The organism is Actinopolymorpha rutila (assembly GCF_013407855.1).
Classification (GTDB): Bacteria; Actinomycetota; Actinomycetes; order Propionibacteriales; family Actinopolymorphaceae; genus Actinopolymorpha; species Actinopolymorpha rutila.
The window spans coordinates 1,136,321-1,160,229 of the sequence record NZ_JACBZH010000001.1 but is presented as its reverse complement, the minus strand read 5'-3'; the positions used below and the strand labels follow the sequence as shown (position 1 = coordinate 1,160,229).

Here is a 23,909-nt window from a genome sequence, read left to right as displayed (position 1 = left end):
CTCCGGTCCGGTCGCAGCAGGGGGAGGACGAGACGCCGGCGCGGCGACCGGGGGAGGATGTGACGGTGGAACCACGTGATCGCCCGCCGGGCCGGCCGCTCGGACCGCCCGGCCGCCGCGCGGGGCAGCGGGCGACCCCGGACTCCCCCGGTGCCGGCGACGGCGGCGTCGACCAGCCCGCCGGGGCCGGTCACGACGGCGGTCCCGACCGGCCGCCGCGTACCCGCCCACTCGACGAGCAGCCGGCGGGCCGGGACGGATCCACCCCGAACGGTTCCACCCGGGACGAGTCCACCCCGAACGAGTTCAGCCGGGACGAGTCCACCCCGAACGGATCCGCACCGAACGGATCCGCGCAGCCGCGGACCGACCCGGACCCCACGCTCCGGAGGTCGCGCGCCCGCGCCGTCCGGAACGGGCTCACCCGCACCGCCGGCGCCGTCGGTGCGGCCGGCGCCGGTGCCGGCCGGGGTGCGCGACGGGCGGGCGGCGCCGGCGTCCGCCGGGTCCGCCGGATGACCCACGCCCAGGGCATGGGCGAGTCCGGGCTGGCCAAGCTCATCGAACTGAACGCCTTCCACGCCGGCGGCGACGCGGCGATGGCCATCGGGCTGGCCGGCACGCTCTTCTTCGCCGTGCCGTCGGGTGAGGCCCGCGGCCGGGTGGCGCTCTACCTGCTCATCACGATGGCACCGTTCGCCGTCGTCGCACCGCTGATCGGGCCGTTCCTGGACCGCTTCCGCCGGGGCCGCCGGTGGGCGATCGGGTCGACGATGGCGGTCCGGGCGTTCTTCTGCTGGGTGATGGCGGGCGGTGTCGCCACCGGCGCGCTGTGGCTGTATCCACTGGTGTTCGGCTGCCTGATCGCGTCCAAGGCGCACAACGTGACCCGGGCGGCGGCGGTGCCACGGCTGCTGCCGGGCGGCGTCGCGCTGGTCACCGCCAACTCGCGGATCTCGCTCGCCGGCAGCATCGGCGCGGGCGTCGTCGGCGCGGCCGCGGGCGGGCTGGCGTACTTCGGTCCGCAGTGGCCGCTGCGGTTCGCATTCGTGGTCTTCGCCGCGGGCACCGTCGCGGCCATCCTGCTGCCTGCCCGGGTGGACTCTGCCGAGGGCGAGGAGGACGTCCGGATCGCCGACATCGGCCGCCGGCTGCGCGGTATCTCCCCCAGCATCGGGCTCGCGCTGCGGGCGAACGTCGCGTTCCGCGTGCTGTCGGGCTTCCTGCTGATGTTCATGGCGTTCCTGCTGCGGGAGGTACCGCTGCCCGGCTGGTCGGCGACCATGCAGGTGGGCGCCGTGGTCGGCGCGGCCGGTGCCGGCAACCTGGTGGGTACGGCACTGGGTGCGCTGGCCAGGGCCCGGCGGCCAGAACTCGTGGTGTCGGTGCTGCTCGGCGTCACGGCCGTGGTGGCCGCCCTGGCCGCGACCTTCTACGGGCTGCTGACCGTCGCGGTGCTGGCGTTCGCCGCCGGCTTCGCGCAGCAGGCGGGCAAGCTGTCACTGGACGCGCTTATCCAGCACGAGGTGCCCGAGAGTGTGCGGACCAGCGTCTTCGCGCGTTCGGAGACGCTGATCCAGCTGGCCTGGGTGGTCGGCGGCGGCATCGGGATCGTGCTCCCGCTGATCCCCCAGCTCGGGCTCGGCCTGTGCGCCGCCGGGCTGGCGGCCGGGCTGGTTGTCGTACTGCGGACACCACGCGGGTCGGCACCGACACCGGCGGAGACGCCGCGGACGCCGACCCCGGCCGACCGCTGACGCCGCGCTCGACGAACCGGTCAGAGCTCCAGCTCGTCGGCCAGCGCGCGCAGCACTGTGGACACCTTCTTGGACGTACGCGGGTCCGGGTGACGGTCACGGCGATAGGTGGTCTCCAGGCCGTCGAGCAGCCGGATCAGGTCCTCCACGATCAGCACCATCTCGTCCGGCGACTTGCGCATCGCCTTGGAGACGCTCGGCGGGGACTCCAGCAACCGCACCGACAGAGCCTGGTCGCCCTTGCGGCCCTCGACGATGCCGAACTCCACCCGCTGACCGGCCTTGAGCGCGGTGACCCCCGCGGGCAGGGCGCTTGCCCGGACGTAGACGTCACCGCCACCGTCCTTGGTGAGGAAGCCGAAGCCCTTGTCCGCGTCGTACCACTTCACCTTGCCAGCCGGCACATCGACCTCGCTCGTGCTGAACCCGAAGGTTGCGTAGAACGCGGACCATGCCCGCGCCCGTCCATGACAGTGGCCCCCGTCATACGGAGGCCACTCCCAGCCTAGACGCCGCGGCCCCCGCACTCCACTACTTAGATCAGCTTCGCCGGTACCGGCTGCTCGGTGCCGGTCCCGGCTCGCTCAGCGGTAGCGCGCGGGATCGGGCAGCAGCTCGTTCATCGCACCGGAACGGAAGCCCTTCGGGTCGACCTCGGCAACGTCGAACCCGGCCGCGAGCACGGCCTCGACCGCCTCCTCCATCCCGGCCACCTGGTCGACGAGGTCGGGATCGACCTCGATCCGGGCGGTGTCGCCGACGTCGCGGACCCGCAGGTTGCGAAACGGCGTACCGGCGTCGGTCAGGACCGCCCGCAGCGCCACCTCGGCCTGTTCGACCCGCGCCAGCCGGGCCGGCGTGATCGAGAGCCCGTACGCGATCCGGCTGGACAGGCAGGCCGCGGCCGGCTTGTCCCAGGTGGGCAGCCCCCACCGCCGGGAGGCCTCGCGTACCTGTTCCTTGGTGAAGCCGGCGTCGCGCAACGGCGTGACCGCGCCCCGCTCGGCGGCCGCCCGGATGCCCGGGCGGAATCCGGCCCGCGCGTCGTCGGCGTTGGTGCCGGTGGCGATGTGGGTGAGCCCGAGCCGCTCGGCCAGCGGGCCGAGCACCTCCACCAGCTCCGCCTTGCAGAAGTAGCAGCGGTCCCCCGCGTTGGCGCGGTATCCGTCGCGGGCCATCTCGTCGGTGTGCGGCGTGTGGTGCTCGACCCCGAGCGACCGGGCGAACTCCCGCGCCGGGTCGAGCTCGGCGTCCGGCAGGGACGGCGACACCGCGGTCGCGGCGGCGACCTTCTCCGGTCCGAGCGCGCGGACCGCGGCGGCCAGCAGGAACGCCGAGTCGGCACCGCCGGAGAACGCCACCAGCAGCGAACCCAGGCCCGCGAGCTGGGCGTCGAGGTCCGTCAGCCGCTGCTCGAGCAGGTGGTCCTCCAGCCAGTACGGGAAGTCGGCCAGGTCGGCGAGCACCACGTCGGCACCGGCCGCGCGCAACTCCTCCGCCGGCACGGGGCCGGTGGCGACACCGAGCGCGAGGGCCCCGGCGGTGCGGGCACCCCGCACGTCACCGAGGTGGTCGCCGGCGTAGATGGCCGCACCGTGTTCGCGCAGCACCTCGCCCTTCTGCTCCGCCCACACGCCGCCGATGACTTCGTCGACCTCGAGCCCGAAATGCTCGACGTGCAGCTTCGCGTGGTCGGTGTTCTTCGCGGTGACGACCAGCACGCGGCCGCCGTGCCGGCGTACGGCGGCGATCGCCTCGGCCGCACCCGGCATCAGGGAGGCGGCGCCGACCGCGGTCTCGGGGTAGAGGCTGCGATACAGCGCGACGACGTCGGGCACCTGCTCGGGCGGAAACCACAGTCCCGCTTCGTACTCCAGCGGTGGGCCGAGCCGGCTCACCGCCAGCGCGCTGTCGACGACGACGCCCGTGCGCGCGGACACCGCGTCCCACACCGCGGCGATCCCAGGGCGGGAGTCGATCAGGGTCATGTCCAGGTCGAAACCGACGACGAACGTATCCGGAGCCACCCCTTGACCCTACGGGCTTTCGGACGGTAGCCGACCTTCCACCCGTTGTACGACCACAACCGGACCGTCGGACCCCGCCGATTCACGAGTACCCGTGGTCGGTCGGTCGGTGGGCGGTCGGTGGTCGATCGTCAGCGGCCGGCGGAGTGCGCGGTGAGCACCAGCCCCTTGCCGTCGGGTCCGTCGAGGGTGAGCCGGTCGCCCTCGATGTGGTAGGTCACCTCTCCGTCGAGCACGCCGAGGACGTGGTGCTCGACGCGGGCCGGTTCACCGCGGCAACCCTTGAGCTCGGACAGGACCGGCTCGAACGACAGCCGCGTACCCGTGTGGGTCACCCGCCCGCCCATGCCGTTGCATCCGGTCGACCCGATCATCTCGTCCTCGTCCTCGGAGAAGACCAGGTAGGCGCCGGTCGGCCTGGCACTCGCGGACGCGATGTCGCCGTCGACCAGCGTCGTCACGTCCCAGCGAGTGCCCAGCAGGGGGCGGGCCGGGTCGGCGACCTCGCGGTCGAGTAACACCAGCCGGGTGTGTTCGCGCGGCCGGTCGGCGGTCAGGACGAGCCGGTGCCCGCTGACCCGCCACGACGGCTCGGCACTCAGGAAGTCGGTCAGCCAGTCGTCCTGTGCGTAGCGGGCCGCGTCGCATCCGATGTCGGTGCCGGACAGCCCGCCGACGATGCGGACCCGCCCGTTCCCCAGCGAGGCCTCACCTCCCATGGACGAGCAGCCGGCGTCGGCGAGGATCCGGCCGTCGTCGGTGAACTCCAGCCGGATGCGGGTGCCGGGCGCGAGCGCGTGTGGCGTGCCCGCCTCGGTCACGCCGGTGGAGAGGTACGTGTGGCCGGTCGGCTCGTCGGCCGTCGAGGTGGTCGCGCTGGTCGACCTGCCGCAGCCGGCCAGGGCCAGTAGGGCCAGCAGGGCCAGCGCGACGAGGGGAAACCCGGGAGAGCCGACACGACCACGCGCACCGGGGATGCCGGGGATGCGGGCGGCGGAGCGCCTGGGGTTCATGTCGTACGGACGGCGAAAGCCCCGCCCCGGGTTGCCCGGGACGGGGCGTTCGACGTGTTCGCGTCGGGTCGGGCCAGTTGCGTCAGGCCAGTTGCATCAGGCCGGCGACATCAGGGCAACTGCTTCAGCAGCGCCGCGCAGAACGCCGGCAGGTCGTCCGGCGTACGGGAGGTGATGAGGTTGCCGTCCTCCACGACTTCCTGGTCGACCCAGGTGGCGCCGGCGTTCTTGAGGTCGGTACGGATGGAGGCGACCGACGTCACCGTGCGCCCGCGCACGATGTCGGCCTCGGCCAGCACCCAGCCCGCGTGACAGATCGCCGCCACCGGCTTGCCGGCCTCGTGCACGCCGCGGGTGATGGCGACCGACGCCTCGTCGGTGCGCACCTTGTCCGGGGAGTAGCCGCCGGGTACGACGACCGCGTCGAACTCGTCGGCACGCACCTCGCCCGAGCCCTTGTCGATCCTGACCTTGGAGCCCTTCTTGCCGGTGACCTGCTTGCCGGACTCCTTGCCCACCACGACCGCCTCGTGCCCGGCGTCGCGGACCGCGTCGTAGGGCTGCTGGAACTCCGAGTCCTCGAAGACGTCGGCGAGGAGGAACGCGACCTTCGCCATGGGTGCTCCTTCCGTGCTCGGAAAACGGGTCGGTACCCGTCCTTCCTACCCGACGGGTCCGCCCGCACGCACATCCGTTCGAGCTGACCCCGATGACGTTTTCACAGCAGTCCGCGCCGGCGCATCACGCCGACACTCACCGCTCCCGCCGGCAGCAGCAGCCACAACGTGACCAGGCGGAACAACGCGACCGCGGGCAGCGCCACCGCGAGGCCCACGCCGGTCGCGGCGAGCGCGGCGGCCAGGGCGGCGTCGACGGTACCGAGGCCACCCGGCACCGGTACGGCGTTGCCGGCACTGGTGCCGAGGAGGAGTACGGCGGCGACGGTGAGGACCCCGAGGTGGCCGCCGAACGCGTGCACCGACGCCCACAGGGCGGTGATCAGACCGGCGGAGATGAGTACGGCACCGGCCAGGCTGACCAGCGCCCGCAGCGGATGGGCGGCCATCGTGCGCAGCGACCTGGTGAGCTCCTTCACCAGCGCGCGCACCCGGCGGGTGAGCCGGGCCGACCGGCGCAGGAGCACGACGCCGGCCGCGACGAGGACGGCCAGGCCGGCGACGACGTAGGGGGCGAACCGCGCCACGTCCCCGCGCAGGAGGTCGACGTCGGTGTTGGCGGCGTACGCCACCGGTGGGAGCAGGAACAGCGCCAGCAGCACCTGCACGCTCTGGGCCACCGAGACGGTGCCGACCGAGGCGGAGGTGCCGACGCCGGCGCGGCGGAGGTACTGCACGTTGACCGCGGCCGAGCCGACCGCGGCCGGCGACACGATCCGGACCAGCGAGCCGGCCAGCTGGGCACCGAACGTCGCGCCGAAACGCAGCCGCACCGGACTCGCGCCCATGAGGTTCCACGCGTTGCCGGCGAGGGTGACGACCACGCCGAACACCGCGAGGCCCGCCCACCAGAGGTTCAGCTGCGAACGCCACAGTCCTAGGTCGATCGCGTGCCGGTTGTCGTAGGCCAGCACACTCACGAGCGCCACCACGGCTGCCAGCAGCAGGACCTGGCGCGGCTGCCAGGAGAACCGGATTCCGGGCCGGCGTTCCGGCGCGGCGGTCGAAGGGACCGCCGTGGAGGGGGCGGCGGTGGAGGGGCCGACGGCGGTGGGTGCGGGCGTCAGCGTGGACGGGCGAAGCGGCGTCTCCGTCCGGTCCGCCACCGCGACCCGGCCCGCGGGCAGGTCACGACGCGGCCGCGCGTCCGTGCCCGGGGCACGTGAGGTCGCGCGGGCCGGGACGGGCACCGGGGCGAGAGTGGTCACCGGTCATCTCCTACCTGAACGGGACGGATGTCGATCATCGGCACGGACCGGGTGATTCGTGCGGCTCGGACGGACGTCGGGCTGGTTCCAGGCTGCCGCCCGGAGCGGCCGGCCCACATCAGGGAACGACCGCGCGTGACCCTGGCGGGTTGCTCAGGGGGGCCCAGGGTCCGTACGCGGGGTGCCGATCATCCACAGCCTCGATCCTGCCGGTCGAAACCCGTCCGAGACGTCGCCCGTTGGTCGGGACCTTGCTACGACCTGAGTAGGGCGTGCGGGGTCGATCGTCGGCCGAAGGGACGGCCGGGGGTGCCGTACGCCACACCGAACGCGACCAGCTTGCGCCGCGCTCTACGGTTGAGGTGATGCCCAGATCCACCTCGCGCCCCGCGACGCTACCCGAGACGTTGCGCGGGTTCGACGACGACGCGCTCGCGGAGCTGTTCCGCAACCGACCCGACCTGATGACGCCGCTGCCGTCCGACCTGGCGCAGCTCGCGTCCCGTTCGACCACCCGCAGCTCGCTGGCCCGCACGCTGGACCAGCTCGACCGGCGGGCACTCGCGGTGCTCGAGGCGTTCGTCGTACTTCCCCGGCCGGCCTCCGAGGCCTCGGTCCGCGGGCTGGTCGGCCTGACCGACGCCCGTGTCAAGGCGACGTTGGCGCAGCTGCGCGGGCTCGCCCTGGTGTGGGGTCCCAAGGACGCGCTGGAAGTGCCCGTCGCGCTCGCGGACCTGCTCGGCCCCTACCCCGCCGGCCTCGGCCCGCCCGCGGACACGGCCGACCTCGCCGACGACGAGCGGATCGCCGCGTTGCTGGCCGAGGCGGGGCCGGAAGCCCGGGCGGTCGCCGAACGACTCGCCGCCGGGCCGCCCGTCGGGATCGTGACCGCCGCCGACCGGCCCGTCACGGCGGAGACCGCGCGTACTCCCGTCGAGCGGTTGCGTGCCCGCGGCCTGCTCGGCGCGGCGGACGCACGGTCGGTGGTGTTGCCGCGCGAGGTCGGCCTGCACCTGCGCGGTGGCCGGCTCTACCCGATCGAACAGCTGACCCCGCCCACGTTGGACGGCACGGCTCGCGACCCCGCGCTGGTCGACCGCACCGCGGCCGGCACCACCCTTGAGGTCGTACGACAGGTCGAGCAACTGCTGGACGCCTGGGGCGCGGACCCGCCGCCGGTGCTGCGCGCGGGAGGCCTCGGTGTTCGCGACCTGCGGCGCACCGCCGGCGTCCTCGGCGTACCCGAGCCCAGCGCGGCGCTGCTGCTGGAGACGGCGTTCGCGGCCGGTCTGGTGGCCGTCGGCGAGGACGACTCCTGGCTGCCGACGCCGGCGTACGACACCTGGCTCGCCCTGGACACCGAGCACCGCTGGGCCCGGCTGGCCACGGCCTGGCTGGACTCCCCGCGCGTACCCGCCCTGGTCGGCAGCCGGGACGAACGCGACCGGCCGCGGCAGGCGCTGTCGGCCGAGCTGGAACGCTCCGTCGCCCCCGGCATCCGCCGGTTGGTGCTCGCCGCGCTGGCCGAACCCGACGCGGGTACGGCGCCGAGCACGGAAGCCGTGACCGCGTGGGTGCGCTGGCGGCGGCCCCGGCGGATGACCGCGTTCGTGGAGCAGCTCGTCGCCTGGACGCTGGAGGAGGCGTCGGCGTGGGGCGTCACCGGGCTCGGCGCGCTGGCCGGCCACGGGCGGGCGCTGACCTCAGGTGCCGCATCCGGTGCCGCGTCCGGCGAGGAGGCGGCCGCCGCCGAACTCGGCCCGCACCTTCCCGAACCCGTCGACCACGTACTCCTGCAGGCCGACCTCACCGCCATCGCACCCGGACCGCTGCGCCCGGACCTCGCCAGGTCGCTGGCAGCGATGGCGGACGCGGAGTCGCACGGCGGCGCCACCGTCTACCGCTTCACCGAAACCTCCGTACGCCGTGCCCTGGACGCCGGCCGGACCGCCGCCGAACTCCACGAGCTCCTCGCCCATCATTCCGCGACCCCGGTGCCACAGCCGCTGTCCTACCTCGTCGACGACGTCGCCCGCCGGCACGGTCACCTGCGAGCCGGATCCGCGACGGCCTACCTGCGCTGCGACGACCCGGCGCTGCTGGACGCCGTGCTCGCCGACCGTCGTACGGCCGCCCTGGGACTGCGCCGGATCGCGCCGACCGTGGTGGTGGCCCGGCAACCCGTGCGGGCCCTGGTCGACGAGCTCCGCTCGCTCGGCTTCTCACCCGTTCCCGAAACCGCCGACGGTGCGCTGATGCTCAGCGAGACCCGGGTCGGGCGTACGGCAGAAACCCCGCAGCGCACTCCGGTCACGGCGGGTTCGCGTACGCCAGAACCCGAGGTGCTGGCCGCGGCAGTCCGGGCCGTCCGGGCCGGTGACCGGGCGCGCGCGTCCCGGCCGGCGGGTGCGGCTGTCGGACAGTTACGGCGGACGCCCTCCGGTGAGGCCGTCGACGTCCTCCGGGCCGCACTGGCAGGTGGCTGGTCGGTGTGGATGGGGTATGTCGACCAGCAGGGGGGTGCCCTGGACCGCATCGTCGATCCAGTACGCATCGATGGTGGCTGGCTCACGGCGTACGACCATGCTGCCGGTGAGGCGCGCACGTTCGCGTTGCACCGCATCACCGGTGCGGCTCCGGTCGACTAGTCGGCCGGCGCCGGGCAGAGGTCGACTAGGGTTCCCCACGGTTCGAACGAAGGGGAGCCGGAGTTGATGGTCAGTCGTAAGGAGTGGCGACGTCAGCGACGCCGACGACTTCGGCGATCACTCACCGTGCTCGTGTCGGCCTCGGTGGTCGCGGTCGCCCTGATCGCCGGCCTGCGCGGCCTGGCGCCGACGAATCCGTTCGACCGGGACGCCGCCGCGCGGATGCTCGACGCGGCGGACCGGGCCGGCGGCGAGCGCGCCGGCCACGGCAACGCGGCCGGTTCCGGCGACGCGGCTGGTTCCGGCGACGCGGCTGGTTCCGGCGACGCGGCCGACTCCGGTGACGCGGACGGCAACGCGGCGTCGGAAGGGGTCCGGTCGGCACTGCGCGGTGCCCCGGACCGGATCTCCCGCAGCGACGGACGTACGTCTCCGTCGGCGACCGTGCGGCCGGCACCCGGGGACCCGTCGAGCCCGTCGGCCATCGCCAAACACGGGTCGGGTGTGCTGGCAGCCGCGCCGGGACACACCGAGCCGTTCGGAACCGGCCGGGTCGTGCGTTACCGGGTCGAGGTCGAGGACTCGCTGCCCTGGCGCCCGGTCGACGTCGCCCGCGTCGTCGACGCGACACTCGCCGACCGGCGCAGCTGGGCCGCCGCGGGCCGGGCGAGGTTCGAACGCGTCGCCGGCAAGAACTACGACCTGCGCATCGTCATCGCGTCACCGGACACCACGGACAAGCTCTGCGCGCCGCTGGGCACCGGCGGAGAACTCTCCTGCCGGATGGGCGACCACGTGGCGATCAACGCCCGCCGGTGGGCGGGTGGCGTGCCGGCGTTCCACGGAGACGTCCTGAAGTACCGCCGGTACGTCGTCAACCACGAGGTCGGGCACGCGCTCGGCGAGAGCCACGCAACCTGCCCGGGCCCCGGCAGGCCGGCTCCGGTGATGATGCAGCAGACCAAGAGCGTCGGCGCCTGCGAAGCCAACTCCTGGCCGCTGCCCTCGGAGTTGTGAGCCCCGGCTTCTAGGGCGTGTCCTGGGCGTTCTGGCCGAGCAGCGCGTCCGGCAGCTCGGCGATGCTGTCCAGGACGAACGTCGGCGCCGGCCGCAGTGCCGCGGCGGCCGCCTGGTCGGTGATGCCGGTGAGCACCAGTGCCGTCGCCACGCCGCCGCGCCGGCCGAGTTCGATGTCGGTGCCCGGCCGGTCGCCGACCACCACGACCTCCGCGGGGGAGCAGCCGAGGCGTTCCAGCGCCGCGGTCAGCATGAGTGGCGACGGTTTGCCGGCCACCGCCTCCACCCGGCGTCCGGTGGTCGTCTCCAGGGCCGCGATGACGCCGCCGCAGTCGGGTACCTCGCCGCCCTCGACCGGGCAGGTCGGGTCGGGGTTGGTGGCCACGAACCGCGCCCCGGCCCGCAGCGCGTTGAACGCCTCCAGCCAGGTCTCGTACCGGAACGTCCGGTCGAACGACGCCACCACCACCTCGGCCTGGTCGCCGGTGTCCACCAGCACCGCACCGGCGGCGGTGAGCTCGCGGCGCAGGCTCTCCTCACCGAGCAGGTAGACCTTCGCGCCGGGGGTCTCCTCGGCGAGCCAGCGCCCCATCACCACACCGGAGGTGAGGACGTCGTCGGTGGTTGCCGGGATGCCGAGACCGGTGAGGCGTTCTGCGTACGACCCGGGGTCGCGCAGCGGGTTGTTGGAGACGAACAGCACCCGCACGCCGTCCGCGCGCAGCCGGGCGAGCGCCTCCACCGCGCCCGGCACCGGCCGGCCGGACAGGTAGACGGTGCCGTCCAGGTCGCAGATCACCGCACGGCACCGCTCGGGTGCGGCGGCAGCCTCGAGGCCGGCCGCCGGATCGGGCACGGCCGCGGAGTCGGGGGTCGGGGTCTCGTTCATCACGGCCAAGCCTGGCACGCGCACCTCCCCCGGCCGCACGACGGCCGGTCCGCGGGCCGCCCCGCGACGTCTCAGGCGCTCAGGTGTAGCGGAGCAGGAGGTACGGCAGCGCCAGCGCGACCGAGACCGCGGCGACCAGCGCGCCGTACTTCGTGAACTCCCAGAAGCTGATCGGGAAGCCGTTGCGCTTGGCGATTCCGAGGGCGACGACGTTCGCGCTGGCCCCGACCGCGGTGGCGTTCCCGCCCAGGTCCGCGCCCAGCGCGAGCGCCCACCACAGGCCGGTCTGCCCGGCGAGCGGGCCGTGCGGCCCGGTGAGCTCGGCCACCACCGGCGCCATCGTCGCCACGAACGGGATGTTGTCGACGATCGCCGACAACAGCGCCGACCCGACCAGGAGTACGCCGATCGCCAGCGCCGGCTTCCCGCCGGTCGCCTCCGCCAGCCAGTGCGCGATGGTGTCGATCACGCCGACCTTCACCAGGGCACCGACCATGACGAACAGGCCCATGAAGAAGACCAGCGTCTCCCACTCGACCTCCTCCAGATAACTGCCCGACGAGAGTCCGCTGACAAGCACGAGCACCCCGGCACCGAGCAGCGCGACGATGGAGGGTTCGACGTGCAGGACGGGATGGAGTACGAATCCGAGCAGGACGCCCGCGAGCACCACGAGCGAGCGGCGCAGCAGCGGGACGTCGTTGATCGCCTCGCGTTCGGACAGCGACATCACCTCGGCCACGCGTTCGGGGTCGGCCTCGAACGCGTGCCGGAACAGCCACCTGCACAGCCCGACGAACACCACCAGCAGGACCGCGATGAACGGCGCCAGGTTGGCGAGGAAGTCGTTGAACGACAGGCCGGCGCGGCTGGCGATGATGATGTTCGGCGGGTCACCGACCAGCGTCGACGTGCCGCCGATGTTGGAGGCGAGCACCTCCGCGACCAGAAAGGGTTCGGGGCGTACGCCGATCCGCTGGCACACCAGCAACGTGACCGGCGCGACCAGCAGGACCGTCGTCACGTTGTCCAGCAACGCCGAGGCCAGCGCGGTGAGCAGGCACAGCAGCACCAGGACGCGGTAGGGCCGCCCACGCGCGCGTTTGGCCGCCCAGATGGCGAGGAACTCGAAGATGCCGGTCTGGCGGAGCACCCCGACGATGATCATCATGCCGAGGAGCAGGAACACGACGTTCCAGTCGATACCGCTGTCCGGCGAGTAGAAGACGTCGTGCGCGCCCACGATCCCCAGGGCCAGTACGACACCCGCCCCGCCGAGGGCAGCGGCCAGCCGGGGAACTCGTTCGGTGGCGATCAGGGTGTAGGCGACGACGAACGCGGCGACCGCGATCCACAGGCTCATGTGGCGTGCAGGGACAACGACAGCAGCCTGGACGCCGTGACCACGCCCAGCACCGTGTCGTCGTCGACGATGGCGACCAGCGGGCAGCGCAGCCGGGCCATCACCGCCGCGAGCTCCAGCACCGTGTCATCACCGTGCAGCACCGGGAGGTCCTTGGTCCGCGGCGGCAACAGGTCTCCGACCCGGCGGCCGGCCAACTCGTTGACGATCCGGTCGGCCGCCCGCTCGTCCAGGACCCGGGCAAGCGAGGGATCCTCCTGGACGTACCCGGGGATGACGAACCGCACCACCTGCGAGGCGGGGAGTACGGCGATCGGGCGGCCGCCGTCGCCGGTCACCACCAGCCCGGGCAGCCGGTGCTCGCCCATCAGCCGGGCGGCCTCCAGGGCGTCGGCGTCGACGTGCACCGACGGATAGTCCTCGACCAGATCACGGGCCAGCATGCCCCGCACGCTACCCGTACCCGGCGCCCCGGTCACCGTCGTTGCCCGTACGGCCCGGCCGAGGTGCCGGCGGTGTCGTCAGTGTCGTCAGCGGACTGGCGGCGAAGATCGCGTCGCGTTCCCCACCGCGTCGGCGAGCTCGGTAGCTCGCGCGGTCGTTTTCCATGGCCGTTCCTCGCGTTCTGGACGGAAGTAATAGTCATGGACGACTTGTGACAATTACACAGTGGAGGCGTGGAGTAAGGTGCACAAGTGGACTTTCTCCGTTACGCCGAGCGGGCGGCGACGATGGTCAACGCGTCGCTGGAGGACGAGGACGACGTGCGGGCGCAGCTCGCCGACCGGCCCTGGCTGGCCGAACGCGTCAGCGCCGCCGACGTCCGCGTCCTGCGCCGGCTGCGGCGCGACCTGCGGCCGGTGTTCGCCGAGGCCCCGGAGGCCGGCGAGAGCGCGGACCGGGTGGTCGAGCGGCTGAACGAGCTCCTCGCCCGCCACCCGGTGTCGCCGTTCATCACCGGGCACGGCGGGCAGGGGCTGCACCTGCACGTCGCCGAACGCCGGTCCTCGGTGGCCGAAACCCTCGCCACAGAAGGGCTGATGGGGCTGTCGACCGTGGTCTGCGACCTGGGTCCGGACCGGCTGGGCGAGTGCCAGGCGGACCGGTGCGGGCAGGTGTTCGTCGACACCTCTCCCAACTGTTCCCGCCGCTACTGCTCCGACCGCTGCTCCTCGCGGGCCAACGTCGCGGCGTTCCGGGCCCGGCGCCGGGCGGCGGCGGCCCCGTGATCGCATGGCCCTCCGACCACGTGACCGGGGCGCCGACGGGCCCCATGATTCCGCGCGGAACACCACGGACTTGCCCTCGGTTGGACACTGGAGTGAAACCCCCGACGCCCCACCCGGAGACCTCGTGAACGACGGACCGTTGATCGTCCAGTCCGACAAGACCCTGCTGCTGGAGGTGGGGCATCCCGCGGCGGACGAGGCGCGCAAGGCGATCGCGCCGTTCGCCGAGCTCGAACGCGCACCCGAACACGTCCACACCTACCGCCTCACCCCGCTCGGGCTGTGGAACGCCCGCGCCGCCGGGCACGACGCCGAGCAGGTGGTCGACACGCTGCTGCGGTTCAGCCGGTACGCCGTGCCGCACGCGCTGCTGGTGGACATCGCCGACACGATGGCCCGCTACGGCCGGTTGCGGCTGGACAACCACCCCTCGCACGGCCTGGTACTGGTGACCACCGACCGCCCGGTGCTGGAGGAGGTGCTGCGCAGCGCGAAGCTGAAGCCGATGCTCGGCGCGCGCATCGACCCCGACACGGTGGCGGTGCACCCCTCCGAGCGCGGCCATGTCAAGCAGGCCTTGCTCAAGATCGGCTGGCCGGCCGAGGACACCGCGGGCTACGTCGACGGCGAGGCGCACCAGATCGAACTGCTCCAGGACGAATGGTCGCTGCGGCCCTACCAGCAACAGGCCGCGGACGCCTTCTGGCACGGGGGTTCCGGCGTCGTCGTACTCCCCTGCGGTGCCGGCAAGACGCTGGTCGGTGCGGCCGCGATGGCACACGCGAAGGCGACCACGCTGATCCTGGTCACCAACACCGTGTCCGCCCGGCAGTGGAAGGACGAGCTGATGCGCCGCACGTCCCTGACCGAGGACGAGATCGGCGAGTACTCCGGCGCCCGCAAGGAGATCCGGCCGGTCACCATCGCGACGTACCAGGTGATGACGTCGCGGCGTAAGGGCGCCTACACCCACCTGGAACTGTTCGGCGCGCGCGACTGGGGCCTGGTGCTCTACGACGAGGTGCACCTGCTACCGGCGCCGATCTTCCGGATGACCGCCGACCTGCAGGCCCGGCGCAGGCTGGGGCTGACAGCGACGCTCGTACGCGAGGACGGCCGGGAGGGCGACGTGTTCTCCCTGATCGGGCCGAAGCGTTACGACGCGCCCTGGAAGGACATCGAGTCCCAGGGCTGGATCGCGCCGGCCGACTGCGTGGAGGTCCGGGTCACCCTCACCGACAGCGAACGCATCACCTACGCCACCGCCGACGTCGACGAGCGCTACCGCCTCGCGTGTACGACCGACACCAAGGCCCGGGTGGTCTGCCGGCTGGCCGAGCAGCACCGCGGCGAACCCACGCTGGTGATCGGGCAGTACATCGACCAGCTCGACGAGCTCGCCGCCCGGTTGGATGCCCCGATCATCAAGGGCGAGACGACCGTACGCGAACGCCAGCGGTTGTTCGAGGCGTTCCGCAGCGGCGAGATCGACCTGCTGGTGGTGTCCAAGGTGGCGAACTTCTCCATCGACCTGCCCGAGGCGGCCGTGGCCATCCAGGTCTCGGGCACCTTCGGGTCCCGGCAGGAGGAGGCGCAAAGGCTGGGCCGGTTGCTGCGTCCCAAGCACGACGGGCGGGCCGCGCGCTTCTACGCCGTGGTGTCCCGGGACACCGTGGACCAGGACTTCGCCGCGCACCGTCAACGTTTCCTTGCCGAGCAGGGATACGCCTACCGCATCATCGACGCCGACGACGTGCTCTCCGGAGACCTGCCGAACTGAATCCCCAACGAAACAAGGGCCGTCCGGCACTTCGCCGGACGGTCCTTGTTCGTTCACCCACCCACTACCTCGCGGAAGAGGGTGACCGATCGCCTACGAACAACGCGGAATCGTCGCGGTGTAGCCGGGCCGGCCGGTCGAGGTGGTGTACCAGTCCGCGATCCAGCCGCCGCTGTCCAGCTTGTCCCACACCACGCTCTTGCCGACCGTCGTACCCGCGCGCTGGCACACGACGTTCGCCATCCCGCCGTACAGGACCTGGCCGGTCTGTGGGTAGTTCGTCCCCGGGCCGGACCGCACCCGCAGCGCGTCGGTCCACACCATGTAGGAGTACCGGCACTTCTGGATGGGGCTGGAGTAGCCGCGCTTGTTCGGCGTGTCCACGTACAGGTCGCTGACGTAGGTGCCGTCGGCGAGGCGGTCCCACACGTTGGTCGCGCCGACCAGGCTGCCCGCGGTCTGGCAGAGCACGGTGACGCTGGCGCCCGACTCGCGGGTGCCGACGGCGGGATAGGCCGCGCCCGGTCCCTCGCGCGTCACCAACGCGCCGCTGGAGATCACCTCGTGCACGAACTTCGCCGAGCCCTGCAACGAGTCGACCCGGTCGCTGTCGATCTCGATCCGCCGTCCGCCCCAGTTCTCGGTGTGCGGGCCGCGGTACTGCTTGACCCGCTGGTGCACCGACCACTTCGAGTCGGCGACGTACGGCTCACCCCACACGCTCGACCTGCCGTCCCACCGGGCGGTCCAGATGACGTCCGGCCGGGCGAAGGTGTTGGAGACGTAGGCGTTGGACAGGTCACGGATCCCCGACGAGGCGCTGGAGTAGACGCCGGACAGGTAACCGCCGTCGTGCAGTCGCCTGGTCCAGCCGTCGAGGAACGCGAGGACGATCTGGCGGCAGGAGGTACTGCTGGTGTCGTACCCCTCCATGTCGTTGTAGATCGTGCTGCCCGGGACCAGCCCGAACCGCTTCGCGTCCCCGATCGCGTCCTCCGCCGCGTCCACGCCCTGCCCGCCGGGGTTGGCGGACCTGATCGGGCCGAGGTCACTCTGCCGCGCGCACGGTGCCTGCCGGCCGACGTAGATCGGGGTGAGGCGCCAGCCCATCCCGGCGACTGTGCGGACCCAACTGGCGCTCAGGTTGCCGTCGGGACAGGCCCGGTTGACGCCGCCGATGTAGATGCCGACGCTGCGGTACGTCGAGGCCAGCCAGGCCCGCATCGTGCTCGCGGACGGTGCGGCGCAGGTGTCGAATCCCTGGCCCCGGAAACGCGTCGTGGTCGAGCCGGCCGGCATCGAGGGCGGGTCGCTCAGGCCGGCAGCCGTGCCGGCACGCCCCGGCCGCACCGAACTGCCCGAGCGCTTAGGGCCGTTGTAACGCGCGCCGGCGAGGATCGCCTCGACCAGCGCCGGCCGGTTGGCGTAGGCCGCGGTGGCGACCAGCCCCGTGCCGGTCAGGTCGAAGTACTCTTCCTGGTCCGCGGCGCTGCCCGACGCGACCGACGTCGAACGCCCGGGAACGAGCTTGCGGACCGTAGCGCCGCTTCCCGATCGGTCCGGCGTCTTCGCCGAAGCGGCCGGCTGGATCAGCAGAGCCTCGGTGCGGCCCACCGCCCGGGCAGGACAACGCTGGTCCGCACCGGGCGTACCCAGGTAGAGCGCCGGCCGGTCGAAGCGCACGCAGGTCCGCGGGTCGCGGTCCAGGTCGTGCACGGCCCAGCCGGCGGGCACCGTGAGCCGGAGCCCGCGGTACTCGACGGTGCGGGTCGCGCCGACCGCGGCGTTCGCCACGGTGGCGGAGGTGGTCACGGCACTCGTCCCCGCGACCATGCCGGCGACGGCAAGAGCGAGACCGACCCGGTTGCGGGCGGCCCTCCGACCGCCGGTCACCGGGAGGAAGCGCCGTACACCGGGCAGGTATGGGTGGTCAGGTCTGGTCACGATCCGCCTTCCCGTAGGAGTCCCCCCGGCGAAAATCAGCTGACGGTGACAATTGATGCAGGACTGACGTCGGACACTAAGAGCATCCGGAAAAGCACTCACCGCGCACAGCATCACATTCGACAAGACGGTCAGCGCCCGCATGCGCGAACCACACAGGTGTAGTTCCCGGTTCGTCCGGGGTCGGCCAGGCCCTCCGAGCAGGACGTCACCAACCGGCTGACCGGCGTCCACAAACCGGTCGATCGGGCGCCGTCCTCGTGTTAGCCTGCCTGGCCGTTTTCACGGGAGGACGCCCCATGCCCACGCACGAAACCCTCGAGCCGCCCGATACCAGCCCGACCGATCCCGTTGCCGACAAGGTCGACCCCGCGGATCCGCTCACCGCCGAACAGGCCCACCTCGCCGCGTCCCGGGACGCCCTGCGACGCATGCGTGAACGCACCGAGTCGCTGGACGCCGAGGGCGGCAACGCCGTGTCCACCGAGTACCTCAGGGCCACGCTCTACCACCGGGCCCGCTCCCTCGCCGACGACCCGAGCACGCCGCTCTTCTTCGGCCGGCTCGACTACGCCCCCGGCTCCGGCCCCACCGAGGACCTGCCCGGCGCCCGCACCCGCGCCGCGCACCGCGGCGAGCGCTTCTACATCGGCCGCCGGCACGTCACCGACGCCGAGGGCGACCCGATGGTGGTCGACTGGCGCGCCGGGGTGTCCCGCCCCTTCTACCGCGCGACCAGGACCGCGCCGATGGGCGTGCAGCTGCGGCGGCGGTTCGGCTTCCACCACGCCGACCTGACGGCGTACGAGGACGAACACCTCACCGACCGGTCGGAGACCGACGCCGCGAGCTCGATCCTGGAGACCGAGATCGAGCGGCCCCGCGTCGGGCCGATGCGCGACATCGTGGCCACCATCCAGCCCGAGCAGGACGACATCGTCCGCGCCGACCTGGCCGGCACGGTCTGCGTGCAGGGCGCACCTGGTACGGGCAAGACCGCCGTCGGCCTGCACCGCGCGGCGTTCCTGCTCTACGCCCACCGCGACCAGCTCCGCCGCCAGGGCGTCCTCGTCGTCGGCCCGAACGACTCCTTCCTCCGCTACATCGGCGACGTACTCCCCGCCCTCGGCGAGATCGAGGCCCGGCAGAGCACGCTGCCCGAACTCGTCGGCCGGGTGCGCATCCGGGCCGAGGAGCCCGCCGACGTCGCCACACTGAAGGGCGACGCCCGGCTGGCGGAGGTGCTCCGCCGCGCCGTCTGGAGCCACCTGAGCGCGCCCGCCGAGGGCCTGCTGGTGCCGAGGGGCGCACGCCGTTTCCGCGTTCCGACGTACGAGGTCAGCGAGATCCTCGGCGGCATCCGTGACCGCGGCGTCCGCTACGGCGCCGGGCGGGCGATCCTGCCGCAGCGCCTCGCGCACGCCGTCCTGCTGCGGATGGAGGCCGACGGCGACTCACCCGACGACCGCGTGCAGAACTCCGTCGCCCGCAGCAGGCCGGTCCGCGCCTACGCCGACCAGGTGTGGCCGGCGGTCGACCCGGTGCGGCTGGTCTTCCGGCTGCTGTCCGAGCCCGCGTTCCTCGCCGAGCACACCGACGGGCTGCTGGACGAGGAGGAACAGGCGCTGCTGGCCTGGCCCAGACCGCCGCGTTCGGCCGGGTCGGCCCGCTGGTCGCTGGCCGACGCGGTGCTGGTCGACGAGGTGGCCGACCTGCTCGAACGCACCCCGAGCCTGGGACACGTCGTCCTGGACGAGGCGCAGGACCTGTCTCCGATGCAGTTGCGGGCCGTGGGCCGACGCTGCTCGACGGGCTCGGCCACCGTGCTGGGCGACCTGGCCCAGGCCACCACGCCGTGGGCGACCCGGGCCTGGGACGACGCGCTCGCGCACCTCGGCAAGCCGGACGGACACGTCGAGGAGCTGACCAAGGGGTTCCGCGTACCCGCCGACGTGATCGCCCTCGCCGCCCGGCTGCTGCCGCACATCGCACCGACGCTCACCGCGCCCTCGTCGGTCCGACGGTCCCGCGGCGACCTGGAAGTGGTGGCCGCCGCCGATCCGGCGGGCGCGGTCGCGGCCACCGTGGACGGCGTCCGCGCCGCCCTCGACCGGCCGGGCTCGGTGGGGCTGATCGTGGCCGACGCGCAGGCGGGCGCGGTGCGGGCCGCGCTCGACCGGGGCGACGTGGCGTACGCCCAGCTCGGCGAGGAGGGCGACGTCGAGGCCCGGCTGGACGTCGTACCCGCGTCCCTGGCGAAGGGCCTGGAGTTCGACCACGTGGTCCTCGCCGAGCCGGCCCGGATCGTTGCCGGGGAGCACGACGAGGTGACCGGTCTGCGCCGGCTCTACGTCTGCCTGACCCGCGCGGTGACCTCCCTTCGGGTCGTACACGCCGAGCCCCTCCCCCACCAGCTCACCACCTTGGGGGAGGTACGCCCCGTGAACGGCGCGGCGGCGGACCGGAGCCCGTTGATCGACTGATGATGGGTGCGTGTGGGCGGGACATGCGGTGGCGGTACGACCACGGCCGGGTGAGGATGGCGGCATGAGGACGGCCGGATGAGCCTCACCGTGGCCGACGAGGCGGACCTGCTGTGGCGCTGGACGGAGACGGTGACCCGCGCCGCGGCGGGCCCTGACGGGGCCGGTTCGGCCGGGGCTGCCGGGACCGGCGAGGCGGTGACGGCGGTGGGCCGGGACCTGCTCGCGCGGTACGCCGAGCCCACCCGCCGCTACCACGACCTGCGGCACCTGACCGAGGTGCTGGACCGGATCGACCACCTGGCCGAGTTCGCCCGTGAGGTCGACGCGGTCCGGCTGGCGGGGTGGTTCCACGACGCGATCTACGACCCGCACCGCAGCGACAACGAGGAGGCGTCCGCACGCCTGGCGACGCAGGCGCTGGCCCGGTGCGGCGTGGACGGCCCGACCGCGGCGGAGGTGTCCCGGTTGGTCCTGCTCACCTCGGGCCACGCCCCGGCCGACGACGACTCGAACGGCGCGGTGCTCTGCGACGCCGACCTGGCCGTCCTGTCCACCGCGCCGGAGCGTTACGCGGTGTACGTCGCCGACGTCCGCTCGGAGTACGCCCACGTGCCCGACGCCGCGTTTCGGCAGGGGCGGGCGGCGATCCTTTCCGACCTGGCCGCCCGCGACCGCCTCTTCGGCACCGACTACGGCCGGGCCCACTGGGAGAAGCGTGCCCGCCACAACCTCGCCGCCGAGCTCATCCTGCTGACCAGGCCAGAAGACCTGGCGAGGGAGTCGGCGGAGAACCGTCCCGGCGACTGAGCCACCGGCTGCTCCCCGGCGGCCACCGGCCGCTCCCCCGCCGGCCACTGCCCAGCCACCGGCACGGCTCTGCCACCGCGCCCGCGGTATCGCCCGGCGACCCCGCGGGTAGGGGTGAAGCCATGTCCGCCCGCGCGCGCCGGCGACGCCTGACCAGCACCTTCACCACCAGGATCTTCACCTCGGACACCCTCACCACCCTGGCCCTGCTGGCCGGCCTGCTCACCGCGTTCGTCGTCCTCGCCCGGATCGGGTTGGCCGACATCCCGGGTGCGCTGACGTTCGTGGGCAGGCTGACCGGCGGGCTGGCGGTGCTCGCCGCCGTCCTGGTCGGCCTGGCGGCGCTCGCCGTGACCGACTACCGGGGCCGCAGACGGGTCGCCAACTCCGGCGCGGCGATGCTGATCGGCGTCCTCACCGTGGCGTTGTCCGCGGTGATGCTGATCGCCGTCGGCGTGTCCAGCGGGGACTACGAACCCACGCCCGGCCGGTGGGCGCTGGCCACCAACTTCTGGCTGTGGCTGGCACTGCTGGCCTGGTCGGCGTGGGCGCTCGGCGTCCTGCACCGCGAGCACATCTGGGGCCAGATCCCCTATCCGCGCAGGTTCGCGCTGGGCGTGGCGCTGACCGCCGGAATCGCACTCGTCAACTTCGCGTACTCCCAGATCTACCAGCCGTTCGCGCTGCCGGTCAGCGTGTCGGCCAGCGCGGAGTTCGGGACGCCGCGGCTCGCTCCGGACCGGCGGTCGGTCTTCCTCCCGCTCTCGGTCACGGTGAAGAACCGCGGGTCGGTCCCCGTGCACGTGCTCGGCACGATGTACCAGGTCAGCGGGCGGCTGGGCCGCTACACACCGGACGCCGGAAGCACCGACCGGCTGGCCGAGCTCCGCGACGGGCGGGCCCAGCTGCTCCGGGACACGACGGTGCGCGGGTACGAACTGGTCGGCGCCGGCCAGCTCGACTCCCTTCGCCCGGGCGACCGGCTGGAGGCGGGTGCGGAGACGACGGAGGTACGGCTGGTCCAGGTGCCTTTGCACGCCGCGTACGACGCGATGGTCGCCTCCAGCCAGGTCACCGTGCTGCGCGGGGACCGTGCCACCATCTACGGCAGCTATCCCGTGCGGCCCAGCGTCCGGTCGACCGGCGCGCCCGCGTGGGTGGCCGAACCGGGGGTGTCGTACCTGAAGTACCACGCCCCGATCAGCCAGGCCAGCCACCTGCTCGGCGTCACCCGCGAGCAGAAGTACGTCACGCTGTGGTGGGTGCTGGGCTCACCGCGCGGCCACTCGCCGTGGCCGTACCTCGCCGCCACCGTCGCCTCGGCGCACGAGGAGGACCTCGGCGGGATCCCGGCGTACGAGCAGAAGATCTCCAGCAGCTACGGCCTGACCACGGCGACCAGCGGCACCGTGGAGGCGTCCCGGGCCGCGCTCAACCCCGCACCGTGAGGTGACCAGAAGTGAGCTGAGGCGACTGTTCACACTCACCTTCGGGCATTAGGCTCCCGAATCGTGATCCTTCCCAAGCCGCAGCAGTTCGAGCGCCTCGACGGCGCGTTCCAGCTGACCAGCTCCACCACGGTCCGTGCGGACGAGCCGTCCGCCCAGGCCGCACGCGCCCTGCGCCGGGCGCTGACTCCCGCGACCGGTTTCGCGCTCGACGACGCGTCCGGCGACGGCGCCGCCGCGATCACCCTGCGCGTCGACACCAGCCTCGCCGGGCCGGAGGCCTACCGCCTCACGGTGACGCCGGAGGGTGTGGAGATCGCGGGCAGCGACCCGTCCGGCGTCTTCTACGGCGTCCAGTCGCTGCGGCAGCTGCTCCCCGCGGAGATCTTCTCCACGACCACGGTGGAGCGGCAGTGGGAGATCCCGGCTGTCGCGGTCGTCGACCGGCCGCGGTTCGGCTGGCGCGGGACGATGCTCGACGTGGCCCGGCACTTCATGCCGAAGGAGTTCGTCCTCAAGCTGATCGACCTGCTCGCCGTGCACAAGCTGAACGTCTTCCACTTCCACCTCACCGAGGACCAGGGCTGGCGGCTCGCGAGCGAGAAGTACCCCCGCCTCACCGAGGTCGGCGCGTACCGTCCGGAGACCCTCGTCGGGCACGCCCACCGCCCCGAAAGCGAGTTCACCTTCGACGGCAGGCCGCACGGCGGTTACTACACCCAGGACGACATCCGGGAGATCGTGGCGTACGCGCAGGAGCGGTTCGTCACCGTCGTCCCCGAGATCGACATGCCGGGGCACATGCTGGCCGCCATCGCCGCCTACCCCGAGCTCGGCAACGGCCTGAAGCCGGCCGAGGTCTGGACCCGCTGGGGCATCAGCGAGCAGGTGCTCAACGTCGAGGACTCCACCCTCGACTTCTGCCGCGACATCCTGGACGAGGTGATGAGCCTCTTCCCGAGCCCGCTCGTCCACTGCGGCGGCGACGAGTGCCCGAAGGCGGAGTGGAAGGTCAGCCCGGCCGCGCAGGAACGCATGAAGTCGCTCGGCCTGGCCGACGAGAACGCCCTGCAGGCGTGGTTCACCACCCAGCTGGCCGCCCACGTCGCCGACAGGGGCCGGCGGTTCGTCGGCTGGGACGAGGTGCTCGAGGGCGGTGGCCCGGCCAACCTGCCCAAGGACGTCGTGGTCATGTCGTGGCGCAGCGAGGAGGGCGGCATCGAGGCGGCCCGCGGCGGGCTGGACGTGGTGATGGCCCCGTGCCAGACGGTCTACTTCGACTACTACCAGAGCGAGGACAAGGACGCCGAGCCGCTGGCGATCGGCGGCTTCGTCCCGCTGGAGAAGGTCTACAACTACCGGCCGATCCCCGGCGAGCTGGACGCCGAGGCGTCCCGGCACGTGCTCGGCGCGCAGTGCCAGCTGTGGACGGAGTACGTCCCGACGCCCGAGCACGCGGAGTACATGCTGTTCCCGCGGGTGTGCGCGTTCGCCGAGGCGGTGTGGCGGGACGAGACCGGCGGCGTGGAGGAGTACTCCGCGTTCCTGGACCGGCTGCGGCCGCACCTGGCCCGGCTGGACGCGGTGGGCGTCAACTACCGCAAGCTGGACTGAGT

At 72.9% G+C, this 23,909-nt stretch carries 19 protein-coding genes; 9 read left to right on the top strand and 10 right to left on the bottom strand.

Features of this window, described 5'->3' with window-relative positions; all coding sequences use genetic code 11:
• Window positions 1-65: 65 nt before the first annotated feature.
• On the top strand, window positions 66-1,757 hold the full coding sequence (locus F4554_RS05115; protein WP_337795880.1) for an MFS transporter: 1,692 nt from the start codon (window positions 66-68) through the stop codon (window positions 1,755-1,757).
• A gap of 20 nt (window positions 1,758-1,777) precedes the next feature.
• Here the strand turns inward: F4554_RS05115 and F4554_RS05110 are convergent, their stop codons facing one another.
• The 5 genes from F4554_RS05110 to F4554_RS05090 all read right to left on the bottom strand — a co-directional run bounded on the left by F4554_RS05110 (window position 1,778) and on the right by F4554_RS05090 (window position 6,682).
• Window positions 1,778-2,161 (bottom strand): cold shock domain-containing protein, encoded by a 384-nt coding sequence (locus F4554_RS05110; RefSeq protein WP_179786304.1) that lies wholly within the window; start codon window positions 2,159-2,161, stop codon window positions 1,778-1,780.
• 180 nt (window positions 2,162-2,341) lie between these two features.
• Window positions 2,342-3,784, bottom strand: a complete 1,443-nt coding sequence (gene larE / locus F4554_RS05105) for an ATP-dependent sacrificial sulfur transferase LarE (protein WP_337795879.1) — start codon at window positions 3,782-3,784, stop codon at window positions 2,342-2,344.
• Window positions 3,785-3,915: 131 nt separating this feature from the next.
• Window positions 3,916-4,797, bottom strand: a complete 882-nt coding sequence (locus F4554_RS05100; RefSeq protein ID WP_179786303.1) for an META domain-containing protein — start codon at window positions 4,795-4,797, stop codon at window positions 3,916-3,918.
• Between the two features lie 110 nt (window positions 4,798-4,907).
• Window positions 4,908-5,414, bottom strand: a complete 507-nt coding sequence (locus F4554_RS05095; RefSeq protein WP_179786302.1) for a type 1 glutamine amidotransferase domain-containing protein — start codon at window positions 5,412-5,414, stop codon at window positions 4,908-4,910.
• Between the two features lie 101 nt (window positions 5,415-5,515).
• On the bottom strand, window positions 5,516-6,682 hold the full coding sequence (locus F4554_RS05090) for a lysylphosphatidylglycerol synthase domain-containing protein (RefSeq protein WP_179786301.1): 1,167 nt from the start codon (window positions 6,680-6,682) through the stop codon (window positions 5,516-5,518).
• Between the two features lie 365 nt (window positions 6,683-7,047).
• Between F4554_RS05090 and F4554_RS05085 the strand changes: the two genes are divergently transcribed.
• Both F4554_RS05085 and F4554_RS05080 read left to right on the top strand, forming a co-directional pair.
• Entirely contained in the window at window positions 7,048-9,330 is a 2,283-nt protein-coding gene (locus F4554_RS05085) for a helicase-associated domain-containing protein (RefSeq protein WP_179786300.1), read from the top strand.
• Between the two features lie 66 nt (window positions 9,331-9,396).
• The gene (locus tag F4554_RS05080) at window positions 9,397-10,347 is read left to right on the top strand and encodes a DUF3152 domain-containing protein (protein ID WP_179786299.1); all 951 of its coding nucleotides are present in this window, start codon (window positions 9,397-9,399) and stop codon (window positions 10,345-10,347) included.
• 10 nt (window positions 10,348-10,357) lie between these two features.
• Here the strand turns inward: F4554_RS05080 and F4554_RS05075 are convergent, their stop codons facing one another.
• From F4554_RS05075 to F4554_RS05060, 4 genes are all read right to left on the bottom strand, one after another.
• On the bottom strand, window positions 10,358-11,236 hold the full coding sequence (locus F4554_RS05075) for an HAD-IIA family hydrolase (protein WP_179786298.1): 879 nt from the start codon (window positions 11,234-11,236) through the stop codon (window positions 10,358-10,360).
• 79 nt (window positions 11,237-11,315) lie between these two features.
• Window positions 11,316-12,599 (bottom strand): ArsB/NhaD family transporter, encoded by a 1,284-nt coding sequence (locus F4554_RS05070; protein WP_179786297.1) that lies wholly within the window; start codon window positions 12,597-12,599, stop codon window positions 11,316-11,318.
• Window positions 12,596-13,042, bottom strand: a complete 447-nt coding sequence (locus F4554_RS05065) for a CBS domain-containing protein (protein ID WP_179786296.1) — start codon at window positions 13,040-13,042, stop codon at window positions 12,596-12,598. Before F4554_RS05065 ends, F4554_RS05070 begins: the two co-directional genes overlap by 4 nt.
• Window positions 13,043-13,052: 10 nt before the next feature.
• Entirely contained in the window at window positions 13,053-13,208 is a 156-nt protein-coding gene (locus F4554_RS05060; protein ID WP_179786295.1) for a hypothetical protein, read from the bottom strand.
• Between the two features lie 86 nt (window positions 13,209-13,294).
• Here F4554_RS05060 and F4554_RS05055 point away from each other — a divergent pair, with 86 nt between their 5' ends.
• Together F4554_RS05055 and F4554_RS05050 are read left to right on the top strand one after the other, a co-directional pair.
• Window positions 13,295-13,828, top strand: coding sequence for a CGNR zinc finger domain-containing protein (locus tag F4554_RS05055; protein ID WP_179786294.1), 534 nt, complete (start codon window positions 13,295-13,297; stop codon window positions 13,826-13,828).
• 124 nt (window positions 13,829-13,952) lie between these two features.
• The gene (locus F4554_RS05050; RefSeq protein ID WP_179786293.1) at window positions 13,953-15,608 is read left to right on the top strand and encodes a DNA repair helicase XPB; all 1,656 of its coding nucleotides are present in this window, start codon (window positions 13,953-13,955) and stop codon (window positions 15,606-15,608) included.
• 93 nt (window positions 15,609-15,701) lie between these two features.
• Here the strand turns inward: F4554_RS05050 and F4554_RS33470 are convergent, their stop codons facing one another.
• A complete protein-coding gene (locus F4554_RS33470) occupies window positions 15,702-17,552 on the bottom strand; it encodes a glycoside hydrolase domain-containing protein (protein ID WP_179786292.1) in 1,851 nt (616 codons plus the stop codon).
• Between the two features lie 299 nt (window positions 17,553-17,851).
• Here F4554_RS33470 and F4554_RS05040 point away from each other — a divergent pair, with 299 nt between their 5' ends.
• The 4 genes from F4554_RS05040 to F4554_RS05025 all read left to right on the top strand — a co-directional run bounded on the left by F4554_RS05040 (window position 17,852) and on the right by F4554_RS05025 (window position 23,907).
• A complete protein-coding gene (locus F4554_RS05040) occupies window positions 17,852-20,035 on the top strand; it encodes a HelD family protein (protein ID WP_179786291.1) in 2,184 nt (727 codons plus the stop codon).
• Window positions 20,036-20,113: 78 nt separating this feature from the next.
• Window positions 20,114-20,845, top strand: coding sequence for an HD domain-containing protein (locus F4554_RS05035; RefSeq protein ID WP_179786290.1), 732 nt, complete (start codon window positions 20,114-20,116; stop codon window positions 20,843-20,845).
• A 122-nt stretch (window positions 20,846-20,967) separates the two neighbouring features.
• Window positions 20,968-22,293: a hypothetical protein gene (locus F4554_RS05030; RefSeq protein ID WP_179786289.1), complete on the top strand. Its 1,326-nt coding sequence runs from the start codon at window positions 20,968-20,970 to the stop codon at window positions 22,291-22,293.
• 63 nt (window positions 22,294-22,356) lie between these two features.
• Entirely contained in the window at window positions 22,357-23,907 is a 1,551-nt protein-coding gene (locus tag F4554_RS05025) for a family 20 glycosylhydrolase (RefSeq protein ID WP_179786288.1), read from the top strand.
• Window positions 23,908-23,909: the final 2 nt, after the last annotated feature.

Excerpts from the sequence above, each read along its gene's own strand:
- F4554_RS05040 (WP_179786291.1), top strand. The coding sequence starts at position 17,852 with ATGCCCACGCACGAAACCCTCGAGCCGCCCGATACCAGCCCGACCGAT.
- F4554_RS05060 (WP_179786295.1), bottom strand. The coding sequence starts at position 13,208 with ATGGAAAACGACCGCGCGAGCTACCGAGCTCGCCGACGCGGTGGGGAA.
- F4554_RS05035 (WP_179786290.1), top strand. The coding sequence starts at position 20,114 with ATGAGCCTCACCGTGGCCGACGAGGCGGACCTGCTGTGGCGCTGGACG.
- F4554_RS05080 (WP_179786299.1), top strand. The coding sequence starts at position 9,397 with ATGGTCAGTCGTAAGGAGTGGCGACGTCAGCGACGCCGACGACTTCGG.
- F4554_RS05070 (WP_179786297.1), bottom strand. The coding sequence starts at position 12,599 with ATGAGCCTGTGGATCGCGGTCGCCGCGTTCGTCGTCGCCTACACCCTG.
- F4554_RS05065 (WP_179786296.1), bottom strand. The coding sequence starts at position 13,042 with ATGCTGGCCCGTGATCTGGTCGAGGACTATCCGTCGGTGCACGTCGAC.
- F4554_RS05100 (WP_179786303.1), bottom strand. The coding sequence starts at position 4,797 with ATGAACCCCAGGCGCTCCGCCGCCCGCATCCCCGGCATCCCCGGTGCG.
- F4554_RS05030 (WP_179786289.1), top strand. The coding sequence starts at position 20,968 with ATGTCCGCCCGCGCGCGCCGGCGACGCCTGACCAGCACCTTCACCACC.
- F4554_RS05095 (WP_179786302.1), bottom strand. The coding sequence starts at position 5,414 with ATGGCGAAGGTCGCGTTCCTCCTCGCCGACGTCTTCGAGGACTCGGAG.
- F4554_RS05075 (WP_179786298.1), bottom strand. The coding sequence starts at position 11,236 with ATGAACGAGACCCCGACCCCCGACTCCGCGGCCGTGCCCGATCCGGCG.
- F4554_RS05085 (WP_179786300.1), top strand. The coding sequence starts at position 7,048 with ATGCCCAGATCCACCTCGCGCCCCGCGACGCTACCCGAGACGTTGCGC.